The 22,421-nt window shown below is 32.3% G+C and carries 22 protein-coding genes; 13 read left to right on the forward strand and 9 right to left on the reverse strand.

Annotated features, from left to right (window positions below; translation table 11 throughout):
- Positions 1-41 precede the first annotated feature (41 nt).
- The 6 genes from Q7C23_RS07970 (at position 42) to Q7C23_RS07995 (ending at position 7,868) form a co-directional block, all read left to right on the forward strand.
- Positions 42-1,106 carry a hypothetical protein gene (locus Q7C23_RS07970; RefSeq protein ID WP_375032007.1) on the forward strand — a complete coding sequence of 355 codons (1,065 nt, stop codon included), beginning with the start codon at positions 42-44 and terminating at the stop codon, positions 1,104-1,106.
- Complete coding sequence (locus Q7C23_RS07975; protein ID WP_375032008.1) at positions 1,103-2,539, forward strand: glycosyltransferase family 2 protein; 1,437 nt, start codon at positions 1,103-1,105, stop codon at positions 2,537-2,539. Before Q7C23_RS07970 ends, Q7C23_RS07975 begins: the two co-directional genes overlap by 4 nt.
- A 7-nt stretch (positions 2,540-2,546) precedes the next feature.
- On the forward strand, positions 2,547-3,812 hold the full coding sequence (locus Q7C23_RS07980; protein WP_375032009.1) for a YaiO family outer membrane beta-barrel protein: 1,266 nt from the start codon (positions 2,547-2,549) through the stop codon (positions 3,810-3,812).
- Between the two features lie 5 nt (positions 3,813-3,817).
- Positions 3,818-6,028: a DUF4838 domain-containing protein gene (locus Q7C23_RS07985; RefSeq protein ID WP_375032010.1), complete on the forward strand. Its 2,211-nt coding sequence runs from the start codon at positions 3,818-3,820 to the stop codon at positions 6,026-6,028.
- An 8-nt stretch (positions 6,029-6,036) separates the two neighbouring features.
- Positions 6,037-6,405, forward strand: coding sequence for a response regulator transcription factor (locus Q7C23_RS07990; RefSeq protein WP_375032011.1), 369 nt, complete (start codon positions 6,037-6,039; stop codon positions 6,403-6,405).
- 110 nt (positions 6,406-6,515) lie between these two features.
- Positions 6,516-7,868: a DEAD/DEAH box helicase gene (locus Q7C23_RS07995; protein ID WP_375032012.1), complete on the forward strand. Its 1,353-nt coding sequence runs from the start codon at positions 6,516-6,518 to the stop codon at positions 7,866-7,868.
- A 68-nt stretch (positions 7,869-7,936) separates the two neighbouring features.
- On the opposite strand, the gene Q7C23_RS08000 is transcribed toward Q7C23_RS07995, so the two are convergent.
- Both Q7C23_RS08000 and Q7C23_RS08005 read right to left on the reverse strand, forming a co-directional pair.
- Positions 7,937-8,440, reverse strand: a complete 504-nt coding sequence (locus Q7C23_RS08000; RefSeq protein ID WP_375032013.1) for a hypothetical protein — start codon at positions 8,438-8,440, stop codon at positions 7,937-7,939.
- A gap of 3 nt (positions 8,441-8,443) precedes the next feature.
- Entirely contained in the window at positions 8,444-9,550 is a 1,107-nt protein-coding gene (locus Q7C23_RS08005; RefSeq protein WP_375032014.1) for a lactonase family protein, read from the reverse strand.
- A 264-nt stretch (positions 9,551-9,814) separates the two neighbouring features.
- Here Q7C23_RS08005 and Q7C23_RS08010 point away from each other — a divergent pair, with 264 nt between their 5' ends.
- The 5 genes from Q7C23_RS08010 (at position 9,815) to Q7C23_RS08030 (ending at position 14,737) form a co-directional block, all read left to right on the forward strand.
- Positions 9,815-11,743: a BatA domain-containing protein gene (locus tag Q7C23_RS08010; RefSeq protein WP_375032015.1), complete on the forward strand. Its 1,929-nt coding sequence runs from the start codon at positions 9,815-9,817 to the stop codon at positions 11,741-11,743.
- 78 nt (positions 11,744-11,821) lie between these two features.
- Positions 11,822-13,078, forward strand: a complete 1,257-nt coding sequence (locus Q7C23_RS08015) for a dihydroorotase family protein (RefSeq protein WP_375032016.1) — start codon at positions 11,822-11,824, stop codon at positions 13,076-13,078.
- Positions 13,079-13,083: 5 nt separating this feature from the next.
- Positions 13,084-13,410, forward strand: coding sequence for a hypothetical protein (locus Q7C23_RS08020; protein ID WP_056186039.1), 327 nt, complete (start codon positions 13,084-13,086; stop codon positions 13,408-13,410).
- 73 nt (positions 13,411-13,483) lie between these two features.
- On the forward strand, positions 13,484-14,128 hold the full coding sequence (locus Q7C23_RS08025) for an alpha/beta hydrolase (protein ID WP_375032017.1): 645 nt from the start codon (positions 13,484-13,486) through the stop codon (positions 14,126-14,128).
- 39 nt (positions 14,129-14,167) lie between these two features.
- Positions 14,168-14,737, forward strand: coding sequence for a cysteine hydrolase family protein (locus Q7C23_RS08030; protein WP_375032018.1), 570 nt, complete (start codon positions 14,168-14,170; stop codon positions 14,735-14,737).
- 85 nt (positions 14,738-14,822) lie between these two features.
- Here the strand turns inward: Q7C23_RS08030 and Q7C23_RS08035 are convergent, their stop codons facing one another.
- The 3 genes from Q7C23_RS08035 to Q7C23_RS08045 are packed head-to-tail and all read right to left on the reverse strand — an operon-like array spanning position 14,823 to position 16,601.
- Positions 14,823-15,272 (reverse strand): hypothetical protein, encoded by a 450-nt coding sequence (locus Q7C23_RS08035; protein WP_375032019.1) that lies wholly within the window; start codon positions 15,270-15,272, stop codon positions 14,823-14,825.
- Between the two features lie 47 nt (positions 15,273-15,319).
- Positions 15,320-15,823, reverse strand: coding sequence for a hypothetical protein (locus Q7C23_RS08040; RefSeq protein ID WP_072971453.1), 504 nt, complete (start codon positions 15,821-15,823; stop codon positions 15,320-15,322).
- A gap of 13 nt (positions 15,824-15,836) precedes the next feature.
- Positions 15,837-16,601, reverse strand: coding sequence for an MBL fold metallo-hydrolase (locus Q7C23_RS08045; RefSeq protein WP_375032020.1), 765 nt, complete (start codon positions 16,599-16,601; stop codon positions 15,837-15,839).
- Between the two features lie 90 nt (positions 16,602-16,691).
- On the opposite strand from Q7C23_RS08045, the gene Q7C23_RS08050 reads away from it, so the two are divergent.
- Entirely contained in the window at positions 16,692-18,152 is a 1,461-nt protein-coding gene (locus Q7C23_RS08050) for a TonB-dependent receptor (RefSeq protein WP_375032021.1), read from the forward strand.
- 127 nt (positions 18,153-18,279) lie between these two features.
- Here Q7C23_RS08050 and bcp read toward each other — a convergent pair whose 3' ends face one another.
- Complete coding sequence (bcp, locus tag Q7C23_RS08055; protein ID WP_375032022.1) at positions 18,280-18,732, reverse strand: thioredoxin-dependent thiol peroxidase; 453 nt, start codon at positions 18,730-18,732, stop codon at positions 18,280-18,282.
- A 318-nt stretch (positions 18,733-19,050) separates the two neighbouring features.
- Here bcp and nth point away from each other — a divergent pair, with 318 nt between their 5' ends.
- Positions 19,051-19,701: an endonuclease III domain-containing protein gene (gene nth, locus Q7C23_RS08060; protein ID WP_375032023.1), complete on the forward strand. Its 651-nt coding sequence runs from the start codon at positions 19,051-19,053 to the stop codon at positions 19,699-19,701.
- A 22-nt stretch (positions 19,702-19,723) separates the two neighbouring features.
- Here the strand turns inward: nth and Q7C23_RS08065 are convergent, their stop codons facing one another.
- From Q7C23_RS08065 to Q7C23_RS08075, 3 genes are all read right to left on the reverse strand, one after another.
- The gene (locus tag Q7C23_RS08065; RefSeq protein WP_375032024.1) at positions 19,724-20,788 is read right to left on the reverse strand and encodes a tetratricopeptide repeat protein; all 1,065 of its coding nucleotides are present in this window, start codon (positions 20,786-20,788) and stop codon (positions 19,724-19,726) included.
- A 586-nt stretch (positions 20,789-21,374) separates the two neighbouring features.
- Positions 21,375-21,518, reverse strand: coding sequence for a hypothetical protein (locus tag Q7C23_RS08070; protein WP_375032025.1), 144 nt, complete (start codon positions 21,516-21,518; stop codon positions 21,375-21,377).
- 50 nt (positions 21,519-21,568) lie between these two features.
- Positions 21,569-22,153, reverse strand: coding sequence for an RNA polymerase sigma factor (locus tag Q7C23_RS08075; RefSeq protein ID WP_375032026.1), 585 nt, complete (start codon positions 22,151-22,153; stop codon positions 21,569-21,571).
- Positions 22,154-22,421 lie beyond the last annotated feature (268 nt).

Consider the following 22,421-nt stretch of genomic DNA (forward strand, 5'->3'; position numbering starts at 1 on the left):
TCGCTTTTTTTTCGTAATATTACGATATAAAAGCTGCTTATATGGAATATGTTATCCACAACATTAAACATTACTATGTAATTCCGTTTTTTTTAGTTTTAGCTTTAGCACTTGTTATTTTTCTATTATTGAATAGAATCTATTATCAATATAATTTACCTTACAGATATCACGTTACACTTGAATCACAGCGATTTTTAACTGAAATCACATTATCAAACTATGATAAAAATACGATTAAACAAAAAATAGCCGAATTTAAATCTCAGATTCCAATTCATAAAACATGGTGCAAAGAGATACTCGTAGAGGATCTTATCAAAATAAAAAACAATCTGAAAGGTAAAACAGCCAAAAACATTCTCATAATTTATAAAGCATTAGACTTAAACCACTATTCGGCCAGTTTAATTCGGGACTTTAGAAAATATAAAAAATACGAAGGAATCCGTCATTTTCAGGCTTTAGGTTATAAACCTGGGGTTTCACTTTTACAAAAATACCTATTTCATCCTAACAAGGTGATTCGCTCTAATGTAAATATTGCTTATTTAGCCCTCTCAAAAGGTGATTGGAAGGCAGTTGGTAAAGTTCCCATTAAACGTTCCATCATTGCTACAATAAAAGTAATGGATGTTTTACACAAAGAAAAAATTCCGCAGCCAATACATCTGGATCTTTGGATTCAGTCTCAAGATCCAATGGTTTTAAAATTAGCGGTCATGACGATGGTTTTTTACAATTATAGAAATAAATCAGCCGAAATAATAAAATTGCTTTATCATGAAAATACAGTCTTGAAAATAGATGTAATTACAGCTGTGCAGGATCTTTTTTTAGAAGAAGCCGAGGATGATTTATTGTTTTTGTTTCCTAATGAACAACTAGTAATTCAGCTGGAAATGTTGGAGGCTCTCGGCGTTATAGGTTCTGAAAAAACAATAGCTTTTTTAAAAAATGAAATTCCAAAACAAGAAATAAAGGATATTAAATTGAGAATGGTTTGTTCGTTAAACAATTTAGATCCTGTAGGTTTAGATTTATTAGGAAATCAGGATGCTGACACACAAAAAATGATTAATCACACTAGAAAGTTAGCATTATGATATATGAGTTTTTATCTTATCTGGTTCGCATTTATGATATTTTTGTCGCGTCTTTTTCTCTTGCCTACATACTGTTTTATATTTTTTTAGCCATATTATCGTATTTGGCCATTATTAAACATTTAAAAGAACAAAAATATCTGGAAGAAGAGGTTCTCCTTCGTTCTAACCACATCTGGGGTGTGTCGGTGGTAGCACCAGCCTTTAATGAGGGAGTAAATATTGTATACAATGTAAAATCATTGCTTTCCTTAACTTATCCAAAATTCGAAATTATCATTGTAAATGATGGAAGTACTGATGATACACTTGATAAGTTAATTACCGAATTTGATTTGGTTAAAATTGACTTTTATTATCAGGAAAAAATTGCAACCCAACCCGTAAAAGGGCATTACAGATCTAAAAACCCTGTATATTCAAAATTACTGGTTGTTGACAAAGTAAACGGAAAAAGTAAGGCTGACGCCTCCAACGCAGGAATAAACACCTCGCAATATCCGTTGTTTTTGTGTACTGATGTCGATTGTATTTTAAAAAGTGATACGATCTTAAAATTGGCAAAACCCTTCATGGAAAACGAAACGAGAGTTATTGCAACCGGTGCAGGAATTCGGATTTCGAACTCCTGTGAAATAAAAGAAGGCTTTTTATTTAAAGTTCATTATCCAAGAGAATGGTATCCCTGTTTTCAGGAATTAGAATATGTTCGTTCTTTTATATTTGGGCGAATGGCATGGAGTCAAATAAACGGGCTTCTTCTTGTGTCTGGCGGATTAGGCATGTTTGATAAAGATATTGTTATAAAAGCAGGTGGCTATTGGCATAAATCATTAGGGGAAGATATGGAGCTCGTAACCCGAATGCGAAAATACATGCATGATACCAATGAAAAATTTTTGATTAAATATATTCCGGAGTCTCTTTGCTGGACAGAAGTTCCGAGTACTAAAACGGTTTTTTTAAGACAACGAATACGCTGGGCAAGAGGATTAGTTCAAACGCTTTATTTGCATCGAAAAATGTTTTTAAATCCAAAATACGGACGAACGGCTTTTCTGGTTTTGCCTTTTTTTTTCACCTTTGAATTTTTAGTTCCACTAATTGAACTTCTGGGCATCCTAACTTTAATTTTCAGTTTTATATTTGGAACTACCGATTTTCAATACTTACTAATAATTACGACAATAATTTATCTGTTTTATCTTTCGATAACGATAATATCCATTCTGATTGATGAAGTATTATATAAAAGTTACGCCAATTACAAAGAATTACTAATGTTGATTGGAATGGCGATTATTGAACCTCTTGTATATCACCCTATTAATGTATATGCCTCACTAAAAGGATATTGGTATTTCTTCGCTCAAAAAGAACAAAAATGGGGTGTTATGGTCCGAAAAGGTTATGAAAAACCAATTAAAAAATAATTTGAAGATGAAAAACATTAAAATAACCAATTTAGCCAAAATGTTTTTTTGCTTGTTTTTATTTTCTAATCAAAATATAGAAGCGCAAAAAAAAATCGACACTGATAGTCTCTTAACTGTTATTGTCCAGGACATGAAAACAAGCAAACCAAATTATAAGCTGAACATTCAGAGAGCATTGCTGGGAAAAAAATTAGCCCCGGATTATCTTGATTTTCATTTGGTTTTAGGTCGTAATTATGATTTAAACAGGGTAAAAGACAGCGCGAGATATTATTATAACTACGTAATTGATAAAAATCCAGGATATGAAGATGCTTTTCTATATCTTATCAATTTAGACATTGAAGAAAAAAAATACGATGAGGCTTTAAATACTACTAATAAGGCCATTGAATTATTTCCAGACAGCAAACCATTTCGAATAAGAAGAATTGCTATTTATTCTTTGCAGAACGACACTTACAACGAAGAAAAATATCTTAAATCAATAAAATCTAAATATCCTAATGATCCGGATATTGGACAGCGCCTTTTTCTATTGTATTCAAAAACAAATTTTGACCGGATTGGTGTTTATTATAATATAACAACAATTGATCGTGACGGCGCTGGTCCGTGGCATTTTGTAAGTACCGACTATGTAAGACAGCGTATTTGGGGAAGTGTAAGTGGAAAAATAAATTATGCAAAAAGACTTTCCTCTGATCAGGTTATGGCAAGTGGCCTCCAGTTTGAAGGAGAATCTTATATTTTTTCAAAAAAAAATAATTACTCCTATATTGACGTTGCTTTTAGTAAAGACAATGCTTTTCCCCAATGGAGGCTGGCTTATTCTTATTTTTATAATTTTAACAAAGGTTGGGAATCCGATTTGGGAGCACGTTATATTTTAATGCAGGATAATAGTAATGTAAAAACACTAAATGTTGGAATTGGGAAATATTTTGGATCTTATTGGCTAAACTTAAGATCCTTTATTCAGGAAGATGGCACTTCATTTACATTGACTTCGAGATATTATTATAAAACGAAATATGATTATCTTACCCTTATTGCTGGTTATGGGACTTCTCCGGACGACAGGACAAGGGCAATAGAATATCAAGCGAGAATGTCTTTACGGTCCTATCGATTAAGTGCCGGTTTTTTTAAATTGATTAAAAGCCACTATATTGTTGGAATTCTAATTACAGATAATGAACAGGAATACACGGCAAATAAATTTCAAACCGAACTTGATTTTGCCTTTTTATTGCAATACAAATTTTAAATATTATGAAAAAAAAGCATTACATCTGTTTACTTCAACTCTTTTTTTTCTTAATCAGCTATACTATCATGGCACAATCTGAAATCATTATATCAAACAAAAACAGCATTATTTTAAAGTCTGAAAATGCCGAAAGCGCTGCTTTACTTTTGAAAAAATACCTGGATAAAGCATTTCTAAAACCATTTGGAGAGATCTCCGGAAATAGTAGCGACGATTCATCTGCCATAATCTTAGAAATATCAGATCAGGAAAAACTAAAAGCAAACGAATTTATCATCAAAAGTGATTCAAAATCTATCTATTTAATAGCACAAAACTCTAAATATCTTCGTTACGCGGTTTACACCTTACTTGAAATTTGGGAATTCAGAAAATTTACTGGCACTGAAACCTATATTCCAAAAGTGGAACAGCTGACATTTCCGAAAAATTTCAAAAAAATCTATCAGCCCGCATTTGATTACAGAGCCCTTTTTTATCCTGATAGTTATGATGAAGATTTTAGAGACTGGCATAAACTCGATTGGCAGGTCGATGATTTTGGTATTTGGGGACATTCGTTTAGTGTCCTGGTTTCTCCAAAAGAATATTTCAAAAATAATCCCAAACTTTTTGCTTTGTACGAAGGAAAAAGAAATGGAGAATCATTGTGCATGAGCAATGATACTGTCGTGGATTTGGTGCAAAAAAAGATGACTAAAATTATTTCCGATACACCAACTGCCCAATTTTATTCGGTTAGCCAGAATGATGATGTGGTTTATTGTGAATGTGCTGAATGCAAAAAATTGAATGACAAATATGGTGGTCCTCAAGGCTCTTTTTATTATTTCTTAAATAAAATAGCAAAACATTTTCCAAAAACAAAAATCACCACACTAGCCTATTTACATACTCTAAAACCGCCGGTAAATCTAAAAATAGAAGCTAACATTTATACTATTTTTTGTCCGATTGAATTAAATCGCGGAAAAGCAATTACAGCTCATAATTCCGCTTCATTTATAAAAATGCTGGAAAACTGGAGTGTTACCTCTCCACATTTATTTCTTTGGGATTATACGGTTCAGTTTTCTAATTATATGTCGCCGTTTCCCAATTTAGAACCTTTTCAGAGCAACTATCAACTCTTTAAAAAAAATAAGGTAAAGGGTATGTTTGTGCAGGGGTACGCTGATGTTCCTGGGGATTTTTCAGAATTAAGACAATATCTTCTCGCCAAATTACTGTGGGATACTGATATTGATATTAAAGCTATAACTGCCGATTTTTTGAGAGGTTTTTATGGAAAAGCAGCACCATTTGTTGGAAATTATTTAACTCTTTTATCTGAAAATCAAAACAAAAGCAATACCTATTTAGATATTTATTCTGGTCCTGTCCAATCCAGAAATTCCTTTTTGACTCCGGAAGCAATGGATCAATATGATAAATTACTCGAGAAAGCATCAATCGCAGTTGAAGACGATAAAACACTAAATCTCAGAATTCAAAAATTACGCTTAGCCTTGGAATTTGTTTATTTCGAGCAATCTAAATTTTATGGAAAAAACCAACATGGAATGTTTATCGTAAATGATAAAGGTAATAAAGAAGTAAAAAAGGGATTAACAGAACGAGTTTTAAAATTTACGAAAGCCTGCAATGAATTTGGAATTTACGAATTAAGTGAAGGGGGACTTTCACCAGATAACTATTACAAAGAATGGCTGGAAATCTGCAAAAATACAACAACTCATTTGGGAGAGGATTTGAAAGTGAGTTTTCTAACACCTCCATCAGATGATTTTAAAGGAAAAGGAAGCGTAGGCTTAGTTGATGGAAATAAAGGCTATAAAGACTTCAATATCAACTGGATTGGATGGTATGGAACTGAGCCTTCTCTTGAAATAGAAACAAAAAAGTTAAACTTTAATACGTTGAAATTAAACTTTCTCGATGATCAGAGGCATTGGATTTTTACACCAAAAAAAATATTTGTTTATGGTTATGAAAATCAAAAATGGGTACTTTTAGAAGAAAAAACTTGTGATAATTTAACTGAAAATGACCAAATTACAACAAAATCATGGGAAATTATAAATCAAAAATTTAGTAGCTTTATAAAAATCAAAATACTTATTAAACCCCAAACTGAACTACCTAGCTGGAGGAAACGAAAAAATAAAAAACCTATGCTAATGATGGACGAAATTGAGTTATATAAAAAATAAAAGCCAACATGGATAGCAGCGAAAAAAAAATTCTGATTATCGATAATGATGAAATGACTATCGAAATTCTAAAATTTATTCTGAAAAAAGAAGGGTATAATGTAAGTATTGCCAATGATGGGGTTAGTGCATTGGAACGGATTCCGATCATTATGCCTGACTTAGTTATTACTACCATAATTATTCCACTAAAATCGGGGATGCAAATTATTAGTGAGATCAAACAAAATTTCAAAAATATTAAGGTTATTGCGCTTTCTTCACTTGGTGAAGAAGAAAGCACTGTTGAAGAAGCTTTTGAATTGGGTGTTGATGATTTTATAGCAAAACCTTTTAATCCAAATGAGCTTTTATTGCGAATAAAACGATTTTTATAGCAATTTAAAGCCTAATTTTGAGAAATACGAATGCCCCAAACTGTCGTAATTTCTAAGAAACATCAATTTTTCAGCTATTTATAGCTATCTTTGCACAAAATTTAATGCAAATGAGCACTTTCGAAAAATTCAATCTTCCAAAATCAGTACAAAAAGCAATCGACGAATTAGGATTTGTTACGCCTACTCCTATTCAGGAAAAATCTTTCTCTGTGATTATGTCTGGCCGAGATATGATGGGAATTGCACAAACCGGGACCGGTAAAACATTTGCTTATTTATTGCCACTTTTAAAACTATATAAATTTACACCAACCAATACACCTAAAATTGTAATTCTGGTTCCGACACGTGAACTAGTTGTTCAGGTTGTAGATGAAATCGAGAAATTGACCAAATACATGTCGGTTAGTACGCTTGGTATTTTTGGTGGTGTAAACATTAATACACAAAAAAAAGCTGTTTACGAAGGTGTTGACGTTTTAGTTGGAACGCCAGGTAGAATGATGGATTTGGCTTTGGATGCCGTAGTTCGTTTTGATGAAACTCAAAAATTAGTTATCGATGAGTTTGATGAAATGCTGAATTTAGGTTTTCGTACGCAATTAACGGCGCTTTTGGCAATGATGAAAACAAAACGTCAAAACATCTTATTCTCTGCAACCATGACTGATGAAGTTGATGCTGTTTTGAATGACTTTTTTGATTTCCCAGAAGAAGTTACCCTTGCCGCTTCAGGAACTCCGCTTGAAAATATAACTCAGATCACTTATAACGTTCCGAATTTCAATACAAAAGTAAATTTGTTAAAACATTTATTAGAAACAAACGAAAGCATGGAACGTGTTTTGGTTTTTGTGAATAATAAAAAGATTTCAGATATGCTTCACACGCGTATTGAAGAAGATTTCGAAGGTCAGTTTGGTGTAATTCACTCTAACAAATCTCAAAATTACCGTTTAAGCACCATGGCTGAATTCCAGGAAGGAAATCTTCGTGGATTGATTACTACTGATATTATGGCGAGAGGTTTGGATATTTCGAATATCTCTCACGTAATTAACTTCGAGCTTCCTGAGTTTCCTGAATTATACATGCACAGAATTGGTCGTACAGGTCGTGCAGATGCTACAGGAACTGCCATTAGTTTTATCACACCTCGTGAGGAAGAATTTAAAGTAGAAGTGGAAGTTTTAATGAATCAGGAATTAGAAATAGCAGAATTCCCTGAAGAAGTTGAAATTTCGACCAAATTAATTGAACCTGAAAAAGACAAACAGCCTATTAAGTTTTTAATGAAAAAAGTGAAACTTGATGGCGATGGTGCTTTCCATGATAAAGCAAAAAAGAACAAGAAAGTCAACCTTGGAGGACCTTCTAAAACAAAAAAGAAAACTCATGGATCTGTCAATCGAAATATGTTGAAAACGAGAGACAAGAAGAGAAAAGATAAGGACAAATAAGATATAAAATTCCAATAAAAAAAATCCAAATTCCAAACTTAGTAAAGATAGGAATTTGGATTTTTTATTTAAAATATAGTGTGAATTAGAAGGCCAATACTATTCAAAATAAAAATACTCACCCAAAGCCACGTTCTTTTATATTTATTAAATTCTAAATATTCTTTTACCTCTCTCAAATTCATAAACCTGAATACAACAACCATAAAGGATATAACAATAATCAAGGCAGCAAAAGAACTTAAATTAATCTGTTGATGTATGCTGTAAGATACAACCAAACTATTAAACGAATTAATAAAACTTAGTAGTAAGAAAGCTTGCGGAAAAATCCATCCAAGAATGTTTTTTTCAATTAAACCAATTCCCCCTACAAGTAATAATGTCCAACGAAAAATATCAAATAATAAAACATTTCGTTGCGGAATTCCACTTCCAACCATCTTATAAGATTGAAAAGATAGTTCTTTCCAATTGGTCATTAAAAGTTGTAAATCAATTAAAATAAAGACAATTGAACAAATAACCAAAAGCAATCCTAATGCTTTTGCAATTTTTTCTAAACTGATCATCTATTATTTAGTAAACACCAATCCAACTGGCGAACACAATTCTATTCTTTTTCCTGTGTCAGTAAGTTTTCCAGTTGTTTTATCTCTTTTGAATATCACGATATTATTGGTGTATTGATGCCCTACTAAAAGGTAATTTCCTGTTGGGTCAATTGCAAAATCTCGTGGACCTTTTCCTAAAGTACTTTGTTGTTCTACTAATTCAATAGCTCCGTTTTTGAGAATTTTATAAACTGTGATGTTATTAGCATCTACTCTATCTGTTACATATAAAAACTTTCCGTCAGGCGAAATTTTGATTGCCGCTGCTCCAGTCCCTCCTTTAAAATCTTTAGCCAGAATATTTGTTTCAGCAATCTTTTTTAAGCTTCCGTTTTTATCATAGCTAAAAGTTGTCAGAGTGGCATCTAATTCCTGAATTAAATAGACAAATTTACCATCTTTACTAAATGTCAAATGTCTTGGTCCACTTCCTGGTTTTACATCAACACTTCCTTTTAATGTCAGCATTTCGTTCTTAGAATTCGGGTTATATTTATAAATAAACACTTTATCTAAACCTAAATCATTAGACAAAACGAACTTTTTATCCGGAGAAAACATCACCATATGTACGTGCGCTTTCTCCTGACGCGCTGCCTTAGGTCCTTTTCCTTCGTGCTGAATTAGCTGTTGCACTTCAGTAATACTTCCATCCGCTTTTTTCTTAAAAACAACAATATTACCGCCTGAATAATTGGCCACAATAACGTTTTTATCGTCATTTATTAAATGACAAGGGTCAGCTCCTAGAGCTTTATTCGTATTTAAAAAAGTAACTTTTCCTGACTTTGCATTATATCCAAAAGCGCTCACGGCACTTTGATCTCCATTTTCATTTACAGCATAAATAAATTTATTATCTGCTGAAACCGATAAATAACTCGGACTAATAACACCTTCTGAAGAATTTTTAAACTTAAATTCGCCTGAAGCAGCATTAAATTCATAAACATAAATTCCCTTGCTCGGGCAAGTATTAGTATACGTCCCAATCAATAAATTAAATTTATTCTGGGCCTGAGTGGTAAAAGCTAACGCTGAAAAAAGCAGCATATATAATCCTTTCATAGTTTTTTGTGGTTTTTTGAATATGCTAAAATACTCAATAATATCATTAGAAATTACATTTTCTGTTACAAATGAATTATCAAAAATTACATTTTTAAAAGGTCATTGTAAAGTTTTAAACCATATAAGAAATATAAGTTCATTTAAATTTTAGCACATATTAATCTTTGTTTATAATCTCTTATATTACTTATATGGGTTTGATCAAAAATTTGTATTTTTGACCAGTATCTACAAAACGTAGTGAAATAAATCGAAGCCGGAATGCATTTTAAACACCCCGAAATTCTATACTTTCTGTTTTTATTGATTGTTCCAATTTTGGTGCATTTGTTTCAATTACGACGTTTTAAGACTTCTTATTTTACAAACGTCAAATTCTTAAAAGAACTTGCTATTCAGACGCGTAAAAGTTCTAAAATTAAAAAAAGATTATTATTAGCTACCCGATTATTATTGTTGACATGCGTTATAGTGGCTTTTGCTCAGCCTTTTTTCGAAGCCAAAGACAGTAAAAATGCCTCAAACGAAATGTATATTATATTAGATAATTCGTTTAGTATGCAGGCCAAAGGTAAAAAAGGGGAACTATTAAAACGTGCCGTTCAGGAATTATTAGAAAACACGCCGGAAACAGCTCAATTTTCTTTATTAACCAACACTGAAAATTTCTGGAATACCGATATAAAATCTTCAAAAAGTACTTTGCAGAATTTAAAATACAGTGCCACACCTTTCGAACTTTCTGCGATAATGTCAAAAATCAAAGCGCATAAATCGGCGCATAAAAAAGATATTGTTATTATTACGGATGCTGTAGGTTTAGCCGAAAAAGATGTGAAAAATATTGATACTGAAGAGAAGCCTTATTTTATCATTCCGGAAGCCGAACAAAAAAACAATGTCGCCATTGATAGCGTTTTCATAAATCAAACATTAGAAAATTTTTATGAAATCGGAATTAATTTATCGGCTTATGGCGATGATTTTAAGCCCATTTCGATGGCATTATACAATCAAAACAAACTGATTGCCAAAACCATTATTACTTTTGACACCAAGAAAAAAGAAATCAATTTTACAATTCCAAAAGAAGCTTTTCATGGTTATGTAAGTATTGAAGATAATGGCCTGACGTACGATAACAAACTTTATTTCAGTATTTCAAAAGCAAAAAAAACAAACGTAATTAGTATTGGAGAGCCTGAAAAAAGCAATTTCTTATCGAGAATTTATACTTCAGCCGAGTTCAATTATCATAATTATTCCATCAGCAGTTTAGATTACAATAGTCTTGAAGAACAAAATACCATTATTCTAAATGAATTAGCTGAAGTTCCACAGGCTTTGCAAACTACTTTAAAAGCATTTGTTGCTAAAGGTGGAAATTTAGTTGTAATTCCTTCTGAAAAAACTTCGGTTTCAAATCTTAATTCTTTTCTTGGGAATTTTGGGAAGGTTCAGTTTCAAAATCTTGAAGCCAAAAGCAAGTTAATTACCCAAATCAACTTTGATCATCCTTTATTTTCAGGAGTTTTTGAGAATAAAATCACTAATTTTCAATATCCAAAGACAAATAGTTCTTTTGCTATTTCAAGTCCCTATCCGGCCGTTTTATCTTATGAAGATCAAAGTGTATTTGTAACGGCGATTCAAAATCCGGTTTCAGGAATTACTGTTTTCTCAGCACCAATAAATTCTGAGAATTCAAACTTTCAGCAATCCCCTTTAATTGTACCTCTTTTTTATAAAATGGGACAGAACAATCAAAAAACAGGTGTAAATGCGTTAACGATCGGCAATAATCAACCTTATTTTGTGGATGTTTTATTGACAAAAGATGCTATTTTGGAAGTGAAAGGAAACGAAGATTCTTTCATTCCGATTCAACAGATATTGAATAGTAAGGTAAAATTAACCTTCAACGACTTTCCTGAAACGGCTGGAAATTATACTGTTTTTGATAAAAAAGAATCGATTGAAAACTTGAGTTTCAATTACAAACGAAGTGAAAGTGATTTGAGCCAGGTAAATACAAATGCTGTTTCCAATTTTAAAACTGCCGATACAATTTCGACCATATTTAACACCTTACAAACTGAACGAACTGACAGCCAAATTTGGAAATGGTTTGTTATCTTTGCACTGTTATTTTTAGCATTAGAAATGGCAATTATCAAATTTGTAAAGTAAAGCTTAGATTTCTTTAAAGCTTCTTACTTTTTACAAAAATCATTTTACGATTTAAGTACAAAATAAATTTATCTACATATGAAAATAATCATCAGAAGCGCCAAAATTATCGATTCAAAAAGTCCGTTTCATAACCAGACTGTTGATCTTTTAATTGCAGATGGTTTAATAGAAAAAATTGGAACTTCAATTCTTGACATTGAGGACACAACGGAAGTGAAATTTGATAATTTACATCTTTCTCAAGGTTGGTTTGACAGTAGTGTTTCGTTTGGAGAACCAGGTTACGAAGACAGAGAAACTATTGCAAACGGCTTAAATGTCGCTGCAAAAAGCGGATTTACAGGCGTGGCTTTACAACCCAACTCCTTCCCTGTTATCGACAATCAATCGCAGGTAAATTTTGTAAAAAACAAAGCAAATGGTTTTGCTACAGAACTTTTCCCGATAGGAGCTTTAACCAAAGCCAGCGAAGGAAAAGATATGGCAGAATTATTTGACATGAAAAAAGCAGGAGCAATCGCTTTTGGAGATTATAATAAAAGTCTTGATAACGCCAATCTGCTAAAAATCGCTTTACAATATGTTCAGGACTTTGATGGTTTGGTAATTGGTTATTCTCAAGATGCTAACATCAAAGGAAATGGCGTTGCCAATGAAGGAATCGTATCGACAAAATTAGGCTTAAAAGGAATTCCAAATTTAGCCGAAGAATTGCAAGTAGCCCGAAACTTATTTTTATTAGAATATGCCGGAGGAAAACTTCATATTCCGACAATTTCTACAGCAAAATCAGTTGAATTAATTAAGGAAGCTAAAGCCAAAGGATTACAAGTTACCTGTAGCGTATCTGTACATCATTTAGTTCTTACTGATGAAAAATTAGAAGGATTTGATACGAGATTTAAAGTAACTCCACCGTTGCGAACTGAAACCGACAGAAAAGCGCTTATTAACGCTGTTCTTGACGGAACAATCGACATAATTACTTCAGATCACAATCCGATTGATATTGAGTTCAAGAAAATGGAATTTGATACCGCTAAAAACGGGACAATTGGTTTAGAAAGTGCTTTTGGAGCTTTGTTAACTGTTTTACCTTTAGAAACGGTTATTGAAAAACTAACCTTAGGAAAAGCGGTTTTTGGAATCGAAAACAATTCAATTGCTGAAGGTTCTAAAGCTAACTTTACTTTCTTTACACCGGAAGGAAAATCAACTTTTACGAAAGAAAATATTCTTTCAAAATCTAAAAATTCTACCTTTTTAGGAACTGAAATTAAAGGCTCAGTTTACGGGATTTTAAATCAAAATAAACTTGTTACCACAAAATAATTAAAATGAATAATTCAATACAAGAGGGAAAATCAATCGCAATAACCAGTTACATTTTGATCATTGGTGTTTTAATTGCGATGTCGATGAACTCTGAAAATAAAAACAGTTTTGCCTCTTTTCATATCCGTCAGGCTTTAGGTTTGTCTTTGACTTTTATTTCTTTCGGAGCTATTATCAGCAACTTTGATAGTTTTATGATTACTTTCCCAATGTGGATCTGTATTTCAATTTTATGGACTTACGGAATTTTTAGTGCTATTCAGGGACAAACAAGACCGATTCCGTTAGTTGGAAATCTTTTTCAGAAATGGTTTAAATCTATCGGATAGTAAAATTCCAATCTTTTTAAATTCCAAATTCCAACAATTCACAATTCACAACTTACAATTCACAATTAAAAAAATGAATCTATCTTTAGAATATAAAATACAAGAACCAAAAGTCATTTTAGACAAAAATCCCGTTTTAATATTATTACACGGATACGGAAGCAACGAAGCTGATTTATTCTCATTTGCAACTGAACTTCCGGATAATTATTATATTATTTCTGCCAGAGCGCCTTATGATTTACAATACGGAGCTTACGCCTGGTACGCAATCAATTTTGATGCTGATCAGAATAAATTTTCAGATAACGAACAAGCCAAAACTTCACGCGATTTAATTGCGAAATTCATTGACGAATTAGTGGCTAATTATCCAATTGATGCCAACAATGTAACTTTAATTGGTTTTAGCCAAGGTTCTATTTTGAGCTATTCAGTTGCACTTTCTTATCCTGAAAAGATTCAGAGAGTAGTTGCAATGAGTGGTTATTTTAATAACGAAATTATCAGGGAAGGTTTCGAGAAAAACGACTTCAAAAATCTTAAAATATTTGCTTCACACGGAACTGTCGATCAGGTGATTCCTGTAGATTGGGCAAGAAAAACGCCTGCAGCTTTAGAAAGCTTAAATATTCCAATTACTTATAAAGAATATCCTGTCGGGCATGGAGTTGCACCTCAGAATTTCTTTGATTTTAAAAACTGGCTTGTGGGTTAGTTTTCAGTCTCAGTTTACAACAATCTAAATCCTTAAAAAATGAGCATTACAAAACTTGAAAATCCGGCATTAGTCTTAATCGATATTCAAAAAGGATTTAATGATGTTTCTTATTGGGGTGGCGATCGCAATAATGTAAATGCAGAACAAAAAGCTGGTGAACTTCTGGAAATCTGGAGAGCTAAAAAGCTGCCTATTTTCCATATTCAACATTGCTCCTCTAATCCGAATTCCATTTTAAACGAAACAAATCCCGGAAACGAATTCCAGGATGTTGTAAAACCGATTGCAGGTGAAACCATCATCAAAAAGAACGTAAACAGTGCTTTTATAGGAACAAATTTAAAAGAGCTACTTGATGATGCAAAAATTACAAATCTTGTGATTGTAGGCTTAACAACAGATCATTGTGTTTCTACAACTACCAGAATGGCTGGAAATTTTGGTTATTCGACGTATTTAGTTGCTGATGCAACGGCAACTTTTAATAAAAAAGGCATAAACGGAGAAGATTTTTCTGCAGAAACAATTCATCAAACCGCTTTAGCAAGTTTAAATGAGGAATTTGCGCAGGTTGTTACTTCTGATTTTATAAAAGAAATAGTTTAATAGAAACTCCTTTAAATACAAAAGGCGAGAAATAGTTCTCGCCTTTTATATTTTATATTAAAATGGTTTTTAACTTTTAGAATTGCTATTCCCCTGTATAAATAATCTTCTCTCCTTTTTGCAAAACATAACCTTTCCAGGGAATTAACTGAAAATCATCTTTAATCCAGGGCTCTCCTTCTGATTTTCTTTCCAGAATAATAGATTCCTTTTGTGTATCTAAGAAAAGTTCCGCTTTATCACCATCAAAGATTACGTAGGCAACTGTTGTATAGGTTTTTCCGTCTTCGGCGTGAGATAATTTAGTGCTGTTTTCAAAAATTCGAATGCATTCCTTTTTAAGAATGGACCAGGTATAACCTGCAGACCCTTTACAACCATGAGAATCTGAATCACCACCAACTACAGCCTGTGAGTCAGTTTCTTCTTTTGCTGCTTTTGTAGTTTCTTGTGATGGCTTCTTTTCTTCAGAAACTTTTTTGGCACAAGAAAATGAAAGACCAATAATAATTGAAAATAAAAATATCTTTTTCATAAATCCTATTTTTTAAAAAGTGGTGATAAAAAATAGCATTTTAAATACTATTTTTGATACAACCAGCTTTGATTAACTTCAAAAGTAATATTATCATCGTTATCAACAAAATATTTTAACAAGACTTCTCCCCATAATTCTCCATTACTGTAATCTGCAATGATCCATCTGTGGTTTAGAATTTTTATTTTATTGATAATAAATTTGTTCGGACCAATTTTATCCTGACCTGTATAAGGATTCCCGTTTGGATTAGCATTTAAATCCAATAACTTTTCGGTTACAACCGGAATTAATTTTTCATATAAAATTACTTTTCCACCAGAAGCGCTGTTGTCAAAATAATTCTGAGCATTTTCATTGTGTTCTAAAGAAAAATAATCGGCTTCGGCCAATTTTCCCGACACTAAATTTATACTATCTCTAAGCTTCTTAGTTGTTTTATCATATCGTTCTTGTCCAAATTTTACTTCTCGGCTGTAGAACATATAAGTAAAAATATTCATTAATATCGCAAGGATAAAAAGGTAAAGCATTAAGGATTTTTTCATTTTGTGTATTATATTAAATTGTAATTTCTAGATTATCATAAGCCAGGAAGACGTTTTCAGGAAGTTGTTTTTGTACTTCTTCGTGAAACCCTAAAACATGGCTAATGTGCGTTAAATAAGCTTTCTCTGGTTTGACTAAATTTATAAAATCAAGTGCTTCCTGCAAATTAAAATGCGTATCATGAGGTTCGACACGCAAAGCGTTTACCACTAAAACTTTAAGGTTTTTTAATTTTTCAACTTCGACCTCGTCAATTGTTTTGACATCGGTTAAATAGGCAAAATCATCAATACGATAACCAAAAACCTGTAAATCGCCGTGCATTACGTTAACCGGAATTGCCATTTTATCTCCCACGGCAAACGGTTCGTTATTTACAACTTCGATAGTTTTAACGCTTGGGGCTCCCGGATATTTGTTTACGGTTTCAAAAACATATTCAAAACGACGTTTTAGATTGTCGATTACACGTTCGTGTCCGTAAACCGGAATTTCTCCCTGACGGAAATTAAACGGACGAATATCATCTAAACCAGCTGTATGATCTGCGTGTTCATGCGTAAATAGAATAGCATCGAGTTTTCGGCAGCCACACGAAAGCATTTGCTGCCTAAAATCGGGCCCACAATCGATTACATATGAGTGTTCATCCCACCTTATCCAAATAGAAACGCGAAGCCTTTTGTCCTTAACATCAGTGCTTTTACAAACGGGATGATCAACCCCAATAATCGGGATACCTTGAGAAGTACCAGTGCCTAAAAAATATACCTTCAATTGAACTTATTTTTTTTACAAAAATAGGATTATTTCTCTTTCATTAGAAGCCTAATTTGCTAACTTTGTAACAAATCTATTTAAAATAAAATGGGTACAGAAATAAAACTCAAAGGTGACAAGGTCATCGAACAGATTCCTTCTATAAAAGACAAAGCGTTACGCATTAATTTAAACGAGAATATTTACGGAACATTTGCTGAAATTGGTGCTGGACAAGAAACGGTTAGGCATTTTTTCAGATCCGGAGGTTCATCGGGAACTATTGCAAAAGCAATGTCTGCCTATGACAAAGATTTTAGTGATGCCGTTTACGGAATTGAAGGCGACGGTCGTTACGTTACTGAAAACCGACTTAAAAAAATGTTGACCTTTGAAGGTGAACTTATTGAAGAGCGTTTAAGTAGAGAAAAACACCCTAATAAACTTTTCTTTAGTTACGCCAATACGGTTGCTACTATTGATTTTGCAAAACAATTTAAAGGTCACGGCTGGGTTGGAATACGATACCAAATTGAGCCAGACGAAGCTTATAACGAAATTATTCTTCATATTCGTTTTAAAGAGACTGATGCCCGACTACAACAAGAAACACTGGGAATTTTAGGTGTAAACTTAATTTACGGTGCTTTTTACAAATACAATGATCCAAAACGATTACTTCGTTATTTATACGATCACTTAGACAAAGACCAGCTTGAAATCGATACTATTAACTTCTCAGGACCTCGTTTTGCAGATGTTGATAATCGTTTGATGAGTTTACAACTGGTTAAAAACGGAATGACAGATGCCGTAATGTTTAACCCTGAAGGGAAAAACGTATTGCCTGCTGCCGTTTTGTACAAGAAAAACCTTCTTGCCTTTAGAGGAAGTTTCCGTCCGGTTACCAATGTAAATCTTGATATGTATCAGAAATCATTAACAATGTTTCTGGAAGAAAACAAGGTTGAAAAAGATAATACTTTAGTTGTTTTTGAAATTACACTTTCGAATTTACGTTCTGATGGTGAAATTGATGAACGCGATTTCATGGACAGAGCAGAATTGTTATGTTCATTAGGTCAAACTGTAATGATTTCTAATTTCCAGGAATATTATAAAGTTGTGGAATATTTTGCTAATTATACCAAAGCAAGAATGGGATTAGCAATGGGTGTAAACAACTTAGTTGATATTTTTGATGAGAAATACTACCGTCATTTAAGTGGAGGAATTCTGGAAGCTTTCGGAAAACTATTCTACCGTGATATGAAAGTATTCTTATATCCAATGTTGGGTGAAAATGGAGAAATTATTACTTCTGACAATCTAAAAGTACATCCACGAATGAAAGAATTGTATAAATTCTTTAAATTCAACGGAAAAGTAGTTGACATTAAAGATTACGATCCAAACATATTAAATGTATTCTCGAGAGAAGTTTTGAAAATGATCAGTCAGGGAAAAACAGGCTGGGAACCAATGCTTCCTTCCGGAGTTGCCGAAATTATAAAGGAACATCACCTTTTTGGATATCATCCGGAAAAGGAATTAGAACAGAATACTTAAAAAAATCCCTGAAAGAAAAGTTTTTCTTTCGGGGATTTTTTTTTGTTTCAAGTTTTTTTTGTTTCAAGTTTCAAGTTTTCGCTCAGGGTTGTTTTACATTCTTAACCTGAAACCTGAAACTAAACTTCTACTTCAAAATCTGTGAAGCGTGTTCTTTTGTTTTTACTTTTTCGATTACTTCTTCGATAATTCCTTTTTCATCGATTACGAAAGTGGTTCTATTGATACCATCGTATTCTCTTCCCATGAATTTCTTTGGTCCCCAAACGCCAAATGCATTGATAACTGACTTGTCTTCGTCTGCCAATAATGGAAAAGGAAATTCGTATTTGTCTTTGAATTTTAATTGTGCTTTTTGACTGTCGGCACTAACTCCTAAAAGCTCATAATTGTTTGCTTTAAAACGCTCAAAATTATCTCTTAGATCACAAGCTTCTGCTGTACAGCCAGGTGTACTTGCTTTTGGGTAAAAGAAAACGACTAATTTTTTTCCGGCATAATCGGCCAGTTTATGTGTTTTTCCATCCTGATCTACTCCGGAAAAGTTTGGTGCTTTATCGCCTTTTTGTAATGTTACCATGTTCTTATTTTAGTTTTTAGTTTTTTTAGAGTAAAGAATATAGAGTACAGAATAAAGATTTTAGTTTTTGGATTTGGTTCAATATTTCTACTACTAACTTATTAATTCATAACTTATACTTTATATGTTTTTTTGCCCCAGATTGACGTGGAAACCCCGGAATTGTGGTAGTTTACATTTTTTGCAATAAAAAAGCGACCAACGGAAGCTCTTTTTATTACTTAAAAATATTACTAACACAATGAGGAGTTGAAACGGAAAGCTGGATTAGGCACATCATTAAAATTATACTATTTTTACGAGATTAAAAATACGGAAATGAATAAAGAAGCCCGCGTACAATTTGTTATAAATACGTTAAAAGAACTCTACCCTACTATCCCTGTTCCACTTGATCACAAAGACCCTTATACTTTATTAATTGCAGTTTTGCTATCGGCGCAATGTACTGATGTACGTGTGAACCAGATTACTCCGTTACTTTTTGCAAAGGCTGACAATCCGTATGATATGATCAAAATGTCTGTGGAAGAAATTAAGGAAATTATTAGACCTTGTGGTTTATCTCCAATGAAATCGAAAGGAATTCATGGTTTATCACATATTTTAATTGACAAACATGACGGGAAAGTTCCACAGAGTTTTGAAGCTCTTGAAGAGTTGCCAGCTGTTGGACATAAAACGGCCAGTGTTGTCATGTCTCAGGCTTTTGGCGTTCCTGCATTTCCGGTAGACACTCATATTCACAGGTTGATGTATCGATGGAATCTTTCGAATGGAAAAAACGTGGTTCAGACAGAGAAAGACGCAAAAAGATTATTCCCCAGAGAAATATGGAACGATTTACATCTTCAGATTATTTGGTACGGAAGAGAATATTCGCCTGCGCGTGGCTGGAGTCTGGAGAAAGATATTATTACCCGAGCTGTTGGCAAAAAATCAATAATAGAAGAAGCTGCTAAAAAATAATCTAGCAGCTTCTTTTTATTTTTTACATGCTTCCTTTTAAGGCATTGTATTCATTTGTCATATCTAATGACCTGTAAATACCTAAAAGTGATTTTGTCGCATCTGTATTTTTAGGCTCTAAAGTAAGCGCTTTTTTAAGATATGGAATTGCACTGCGCGCTATATCATCTTTTTTTGCATTTAACTGATCGTACTTTTGCATTTCTGCAGCCGAAGTTCCTAAAGCCGCTATTTCATTAGCTAAATCTTTTTTCTCTTCTAACTTCAAGTAAGCCATATTAATATAGGCATCAACATTATTAGGATCTAACTCTAAAACATAATTATAAATATTTTCTGATTTGGCGTACTCTTTTTTCTCTAGATAAGCATAAGCTAAATTACCATTGATCTCTATTTTTTTAGAAGGAACTGATTCGGTTCTTGGTTTTTCGTAAAATCCTTGTTGAATAGCTGACTCTCTGGCTTTTGGAGAAACGAAAACATCTTCTTCTTTTGTTTTCTTGTTTGTAGCGTAATACAAAACTCCTTTTCCGGAATAATTAATCTTTTTTAGGTGTTCATAATATTTAATGGCTGTATCAAAATCCTTTGCGTTTAGAGAGGAAGATGCTGCATTACAAAGATTTAAGGTATCTTTTTTATCAAACAAATACACTTTATAGCTTTTCTCAGCACTTTCTTTGAACTTACCACTATTAAAATCGGCCATTGCTCCATTTACAAGGCTAGATTTCATTTCTTTTAATGCTGCATTCGCCTTAATAGTAAATTTGAATTTTCCTGATTCATTCTCGTATAAAAATACATCCTGATACGCCTGAGAAGCCAACGTAAAATTGTTAGCCGCCTCTATATTTTTGACAGCTAAATCTTTTAAAACATTTCCTTTTAAGAAATAATAATCTGATTTAGCTTCATCAGTTGCATTAAGAATAAGATATTCTGTTTTATTTAAAATTGCCAGCGCTTCCTGGCTTTTTCCTTTATCGTACAGAGACTGTGCCTCTTTGATCTGGTCTTGTTGAGCGAATGCTCCAATATTTATCAATAAAAAAAATGATAATATCTGTAGGTTCTTCTTCATTTGGGTTTGGTTTGGTTGTTAAATGCTTCTGTTTTTTTGAGCAATTTATGCAGAACAAAATTTTAAGAGGAGTTAAGTTCAGCGTAAATTTATTATTGCAAACTAAGAATAGCTGGCAAAACGCTCCATTCATTATTGTTTTTTTTTAAAACATTAATACGCTTACAACAAACAAACAAAACAATTCAGTGTAGTTTTTCTTCATAGATTATTGGTTATTGGTTAAACATTTATTATTCGCTATCATTATTAAGTTTCTATTCATTTAATTGTTTTAATACGAAAAAAACCTCATTTACCCCAATTAACAGTATTAAATCCAACTTTTTTAACTAAAATAAAACTAAATACCGAATAAACAAATAAATTTTAACCTAAATATAACATTTTAACTAAAGCACGAGAAAAATCAGACAAAAACAGCTGCTATTGCATAAGTGAAAACAAAAAAGAAATAATAATCTTACTTTCAATTTACTTATAAATAAAAAAACTCACTATCTGCATTTATTTGCAAATAGTGAGTTTTTCAAACCAAGAGTTAATTGGTTTTGAAAATAAACATCCGACTAAAATAGTGGGCTGTTTAATTAGCTATAATCTCAAAACTTTTATCTTTAACTTTCACGACTGTCAATGCTTGTGAATAGTTTAATAAGAAAGAAACAACTTCTTTCTTCGGTTTTAGATTTTCAGAAGCTAATTCCTTCTTAGAGTAAATTTTCGCCATACTATAAATATGTTTATATAAAGTATAACGAGCTAATTTACAAAATAGTATTAGTTGGTTAAAATAATTTGATGTTTATCAATTATTTTTCTTAAATTCATTAGCGCGTAACGCATTCTTCCTAGAGCTGTATTGATGCTAACATTCGTAAGTTCAGAGATTTCCTTAAAACTCATATCCTGATACATACGCATTACCAACACTTCTTTTTGATCTTCTGGAAGTTCTTCAATCAATCTTTTTAGATCAACTTCGACCTGATCAACGATCATTTTTCCTTCGATTGTTAGAGAATCGTCAGACATTACAGAAAAAATAGAAAACTCTTCTGTCTCTCTGTACATTGGCATTTTTTTAGTTTTACGAAAGTGATCTACAATTAAATTGTGAGAAATACGCATAACCCAAGGCAAAAATTTACCTTCTTCATTATATGAATTGCTTTTTAAGGTTTTAATTACCTTAATAAAAGTATCTTGAAAAATATCATTTGAAATATCTCTATCAGCAATCTTTGAATATATAAATCCATATATTTTAGACTCGTGCCTTTTAATTAGTATCGAAAGAGCGGTTTCATTGCCTTCGATATAATTCTTTACTAATAGAGCGTCTGGAATATGCAGATCAGCCATAATACTACTTTTTTAGTTTTTATAATTTGGAGTAATTTTTCTAAAAAGTAATTTTATTGTATAGGCGGATCTTTTTTAGTTTATGTTAATATCGTGACCAAATTTAACAAATAATTATTTTAAAAAGCAAATAAAAGCGAGAATAATTAATAGAAATATAGTAAAAAAAATAAACAAAAGTTAAACTTTATCGATAAAGTGCGTTAAAACATTAGTTTTTACAAATAGCGATGCTATAAAAAGTTAGACATAAATAACTTACAATTAA

Source organism: Flavobacterium sp. LAR06, from assembly GCF_041946075.1.
GTDB lineage: Bacteria > Bacteroidota > Bacteroidia > Flavobacteriales > Flavobacteriaceae > Flavobacterium.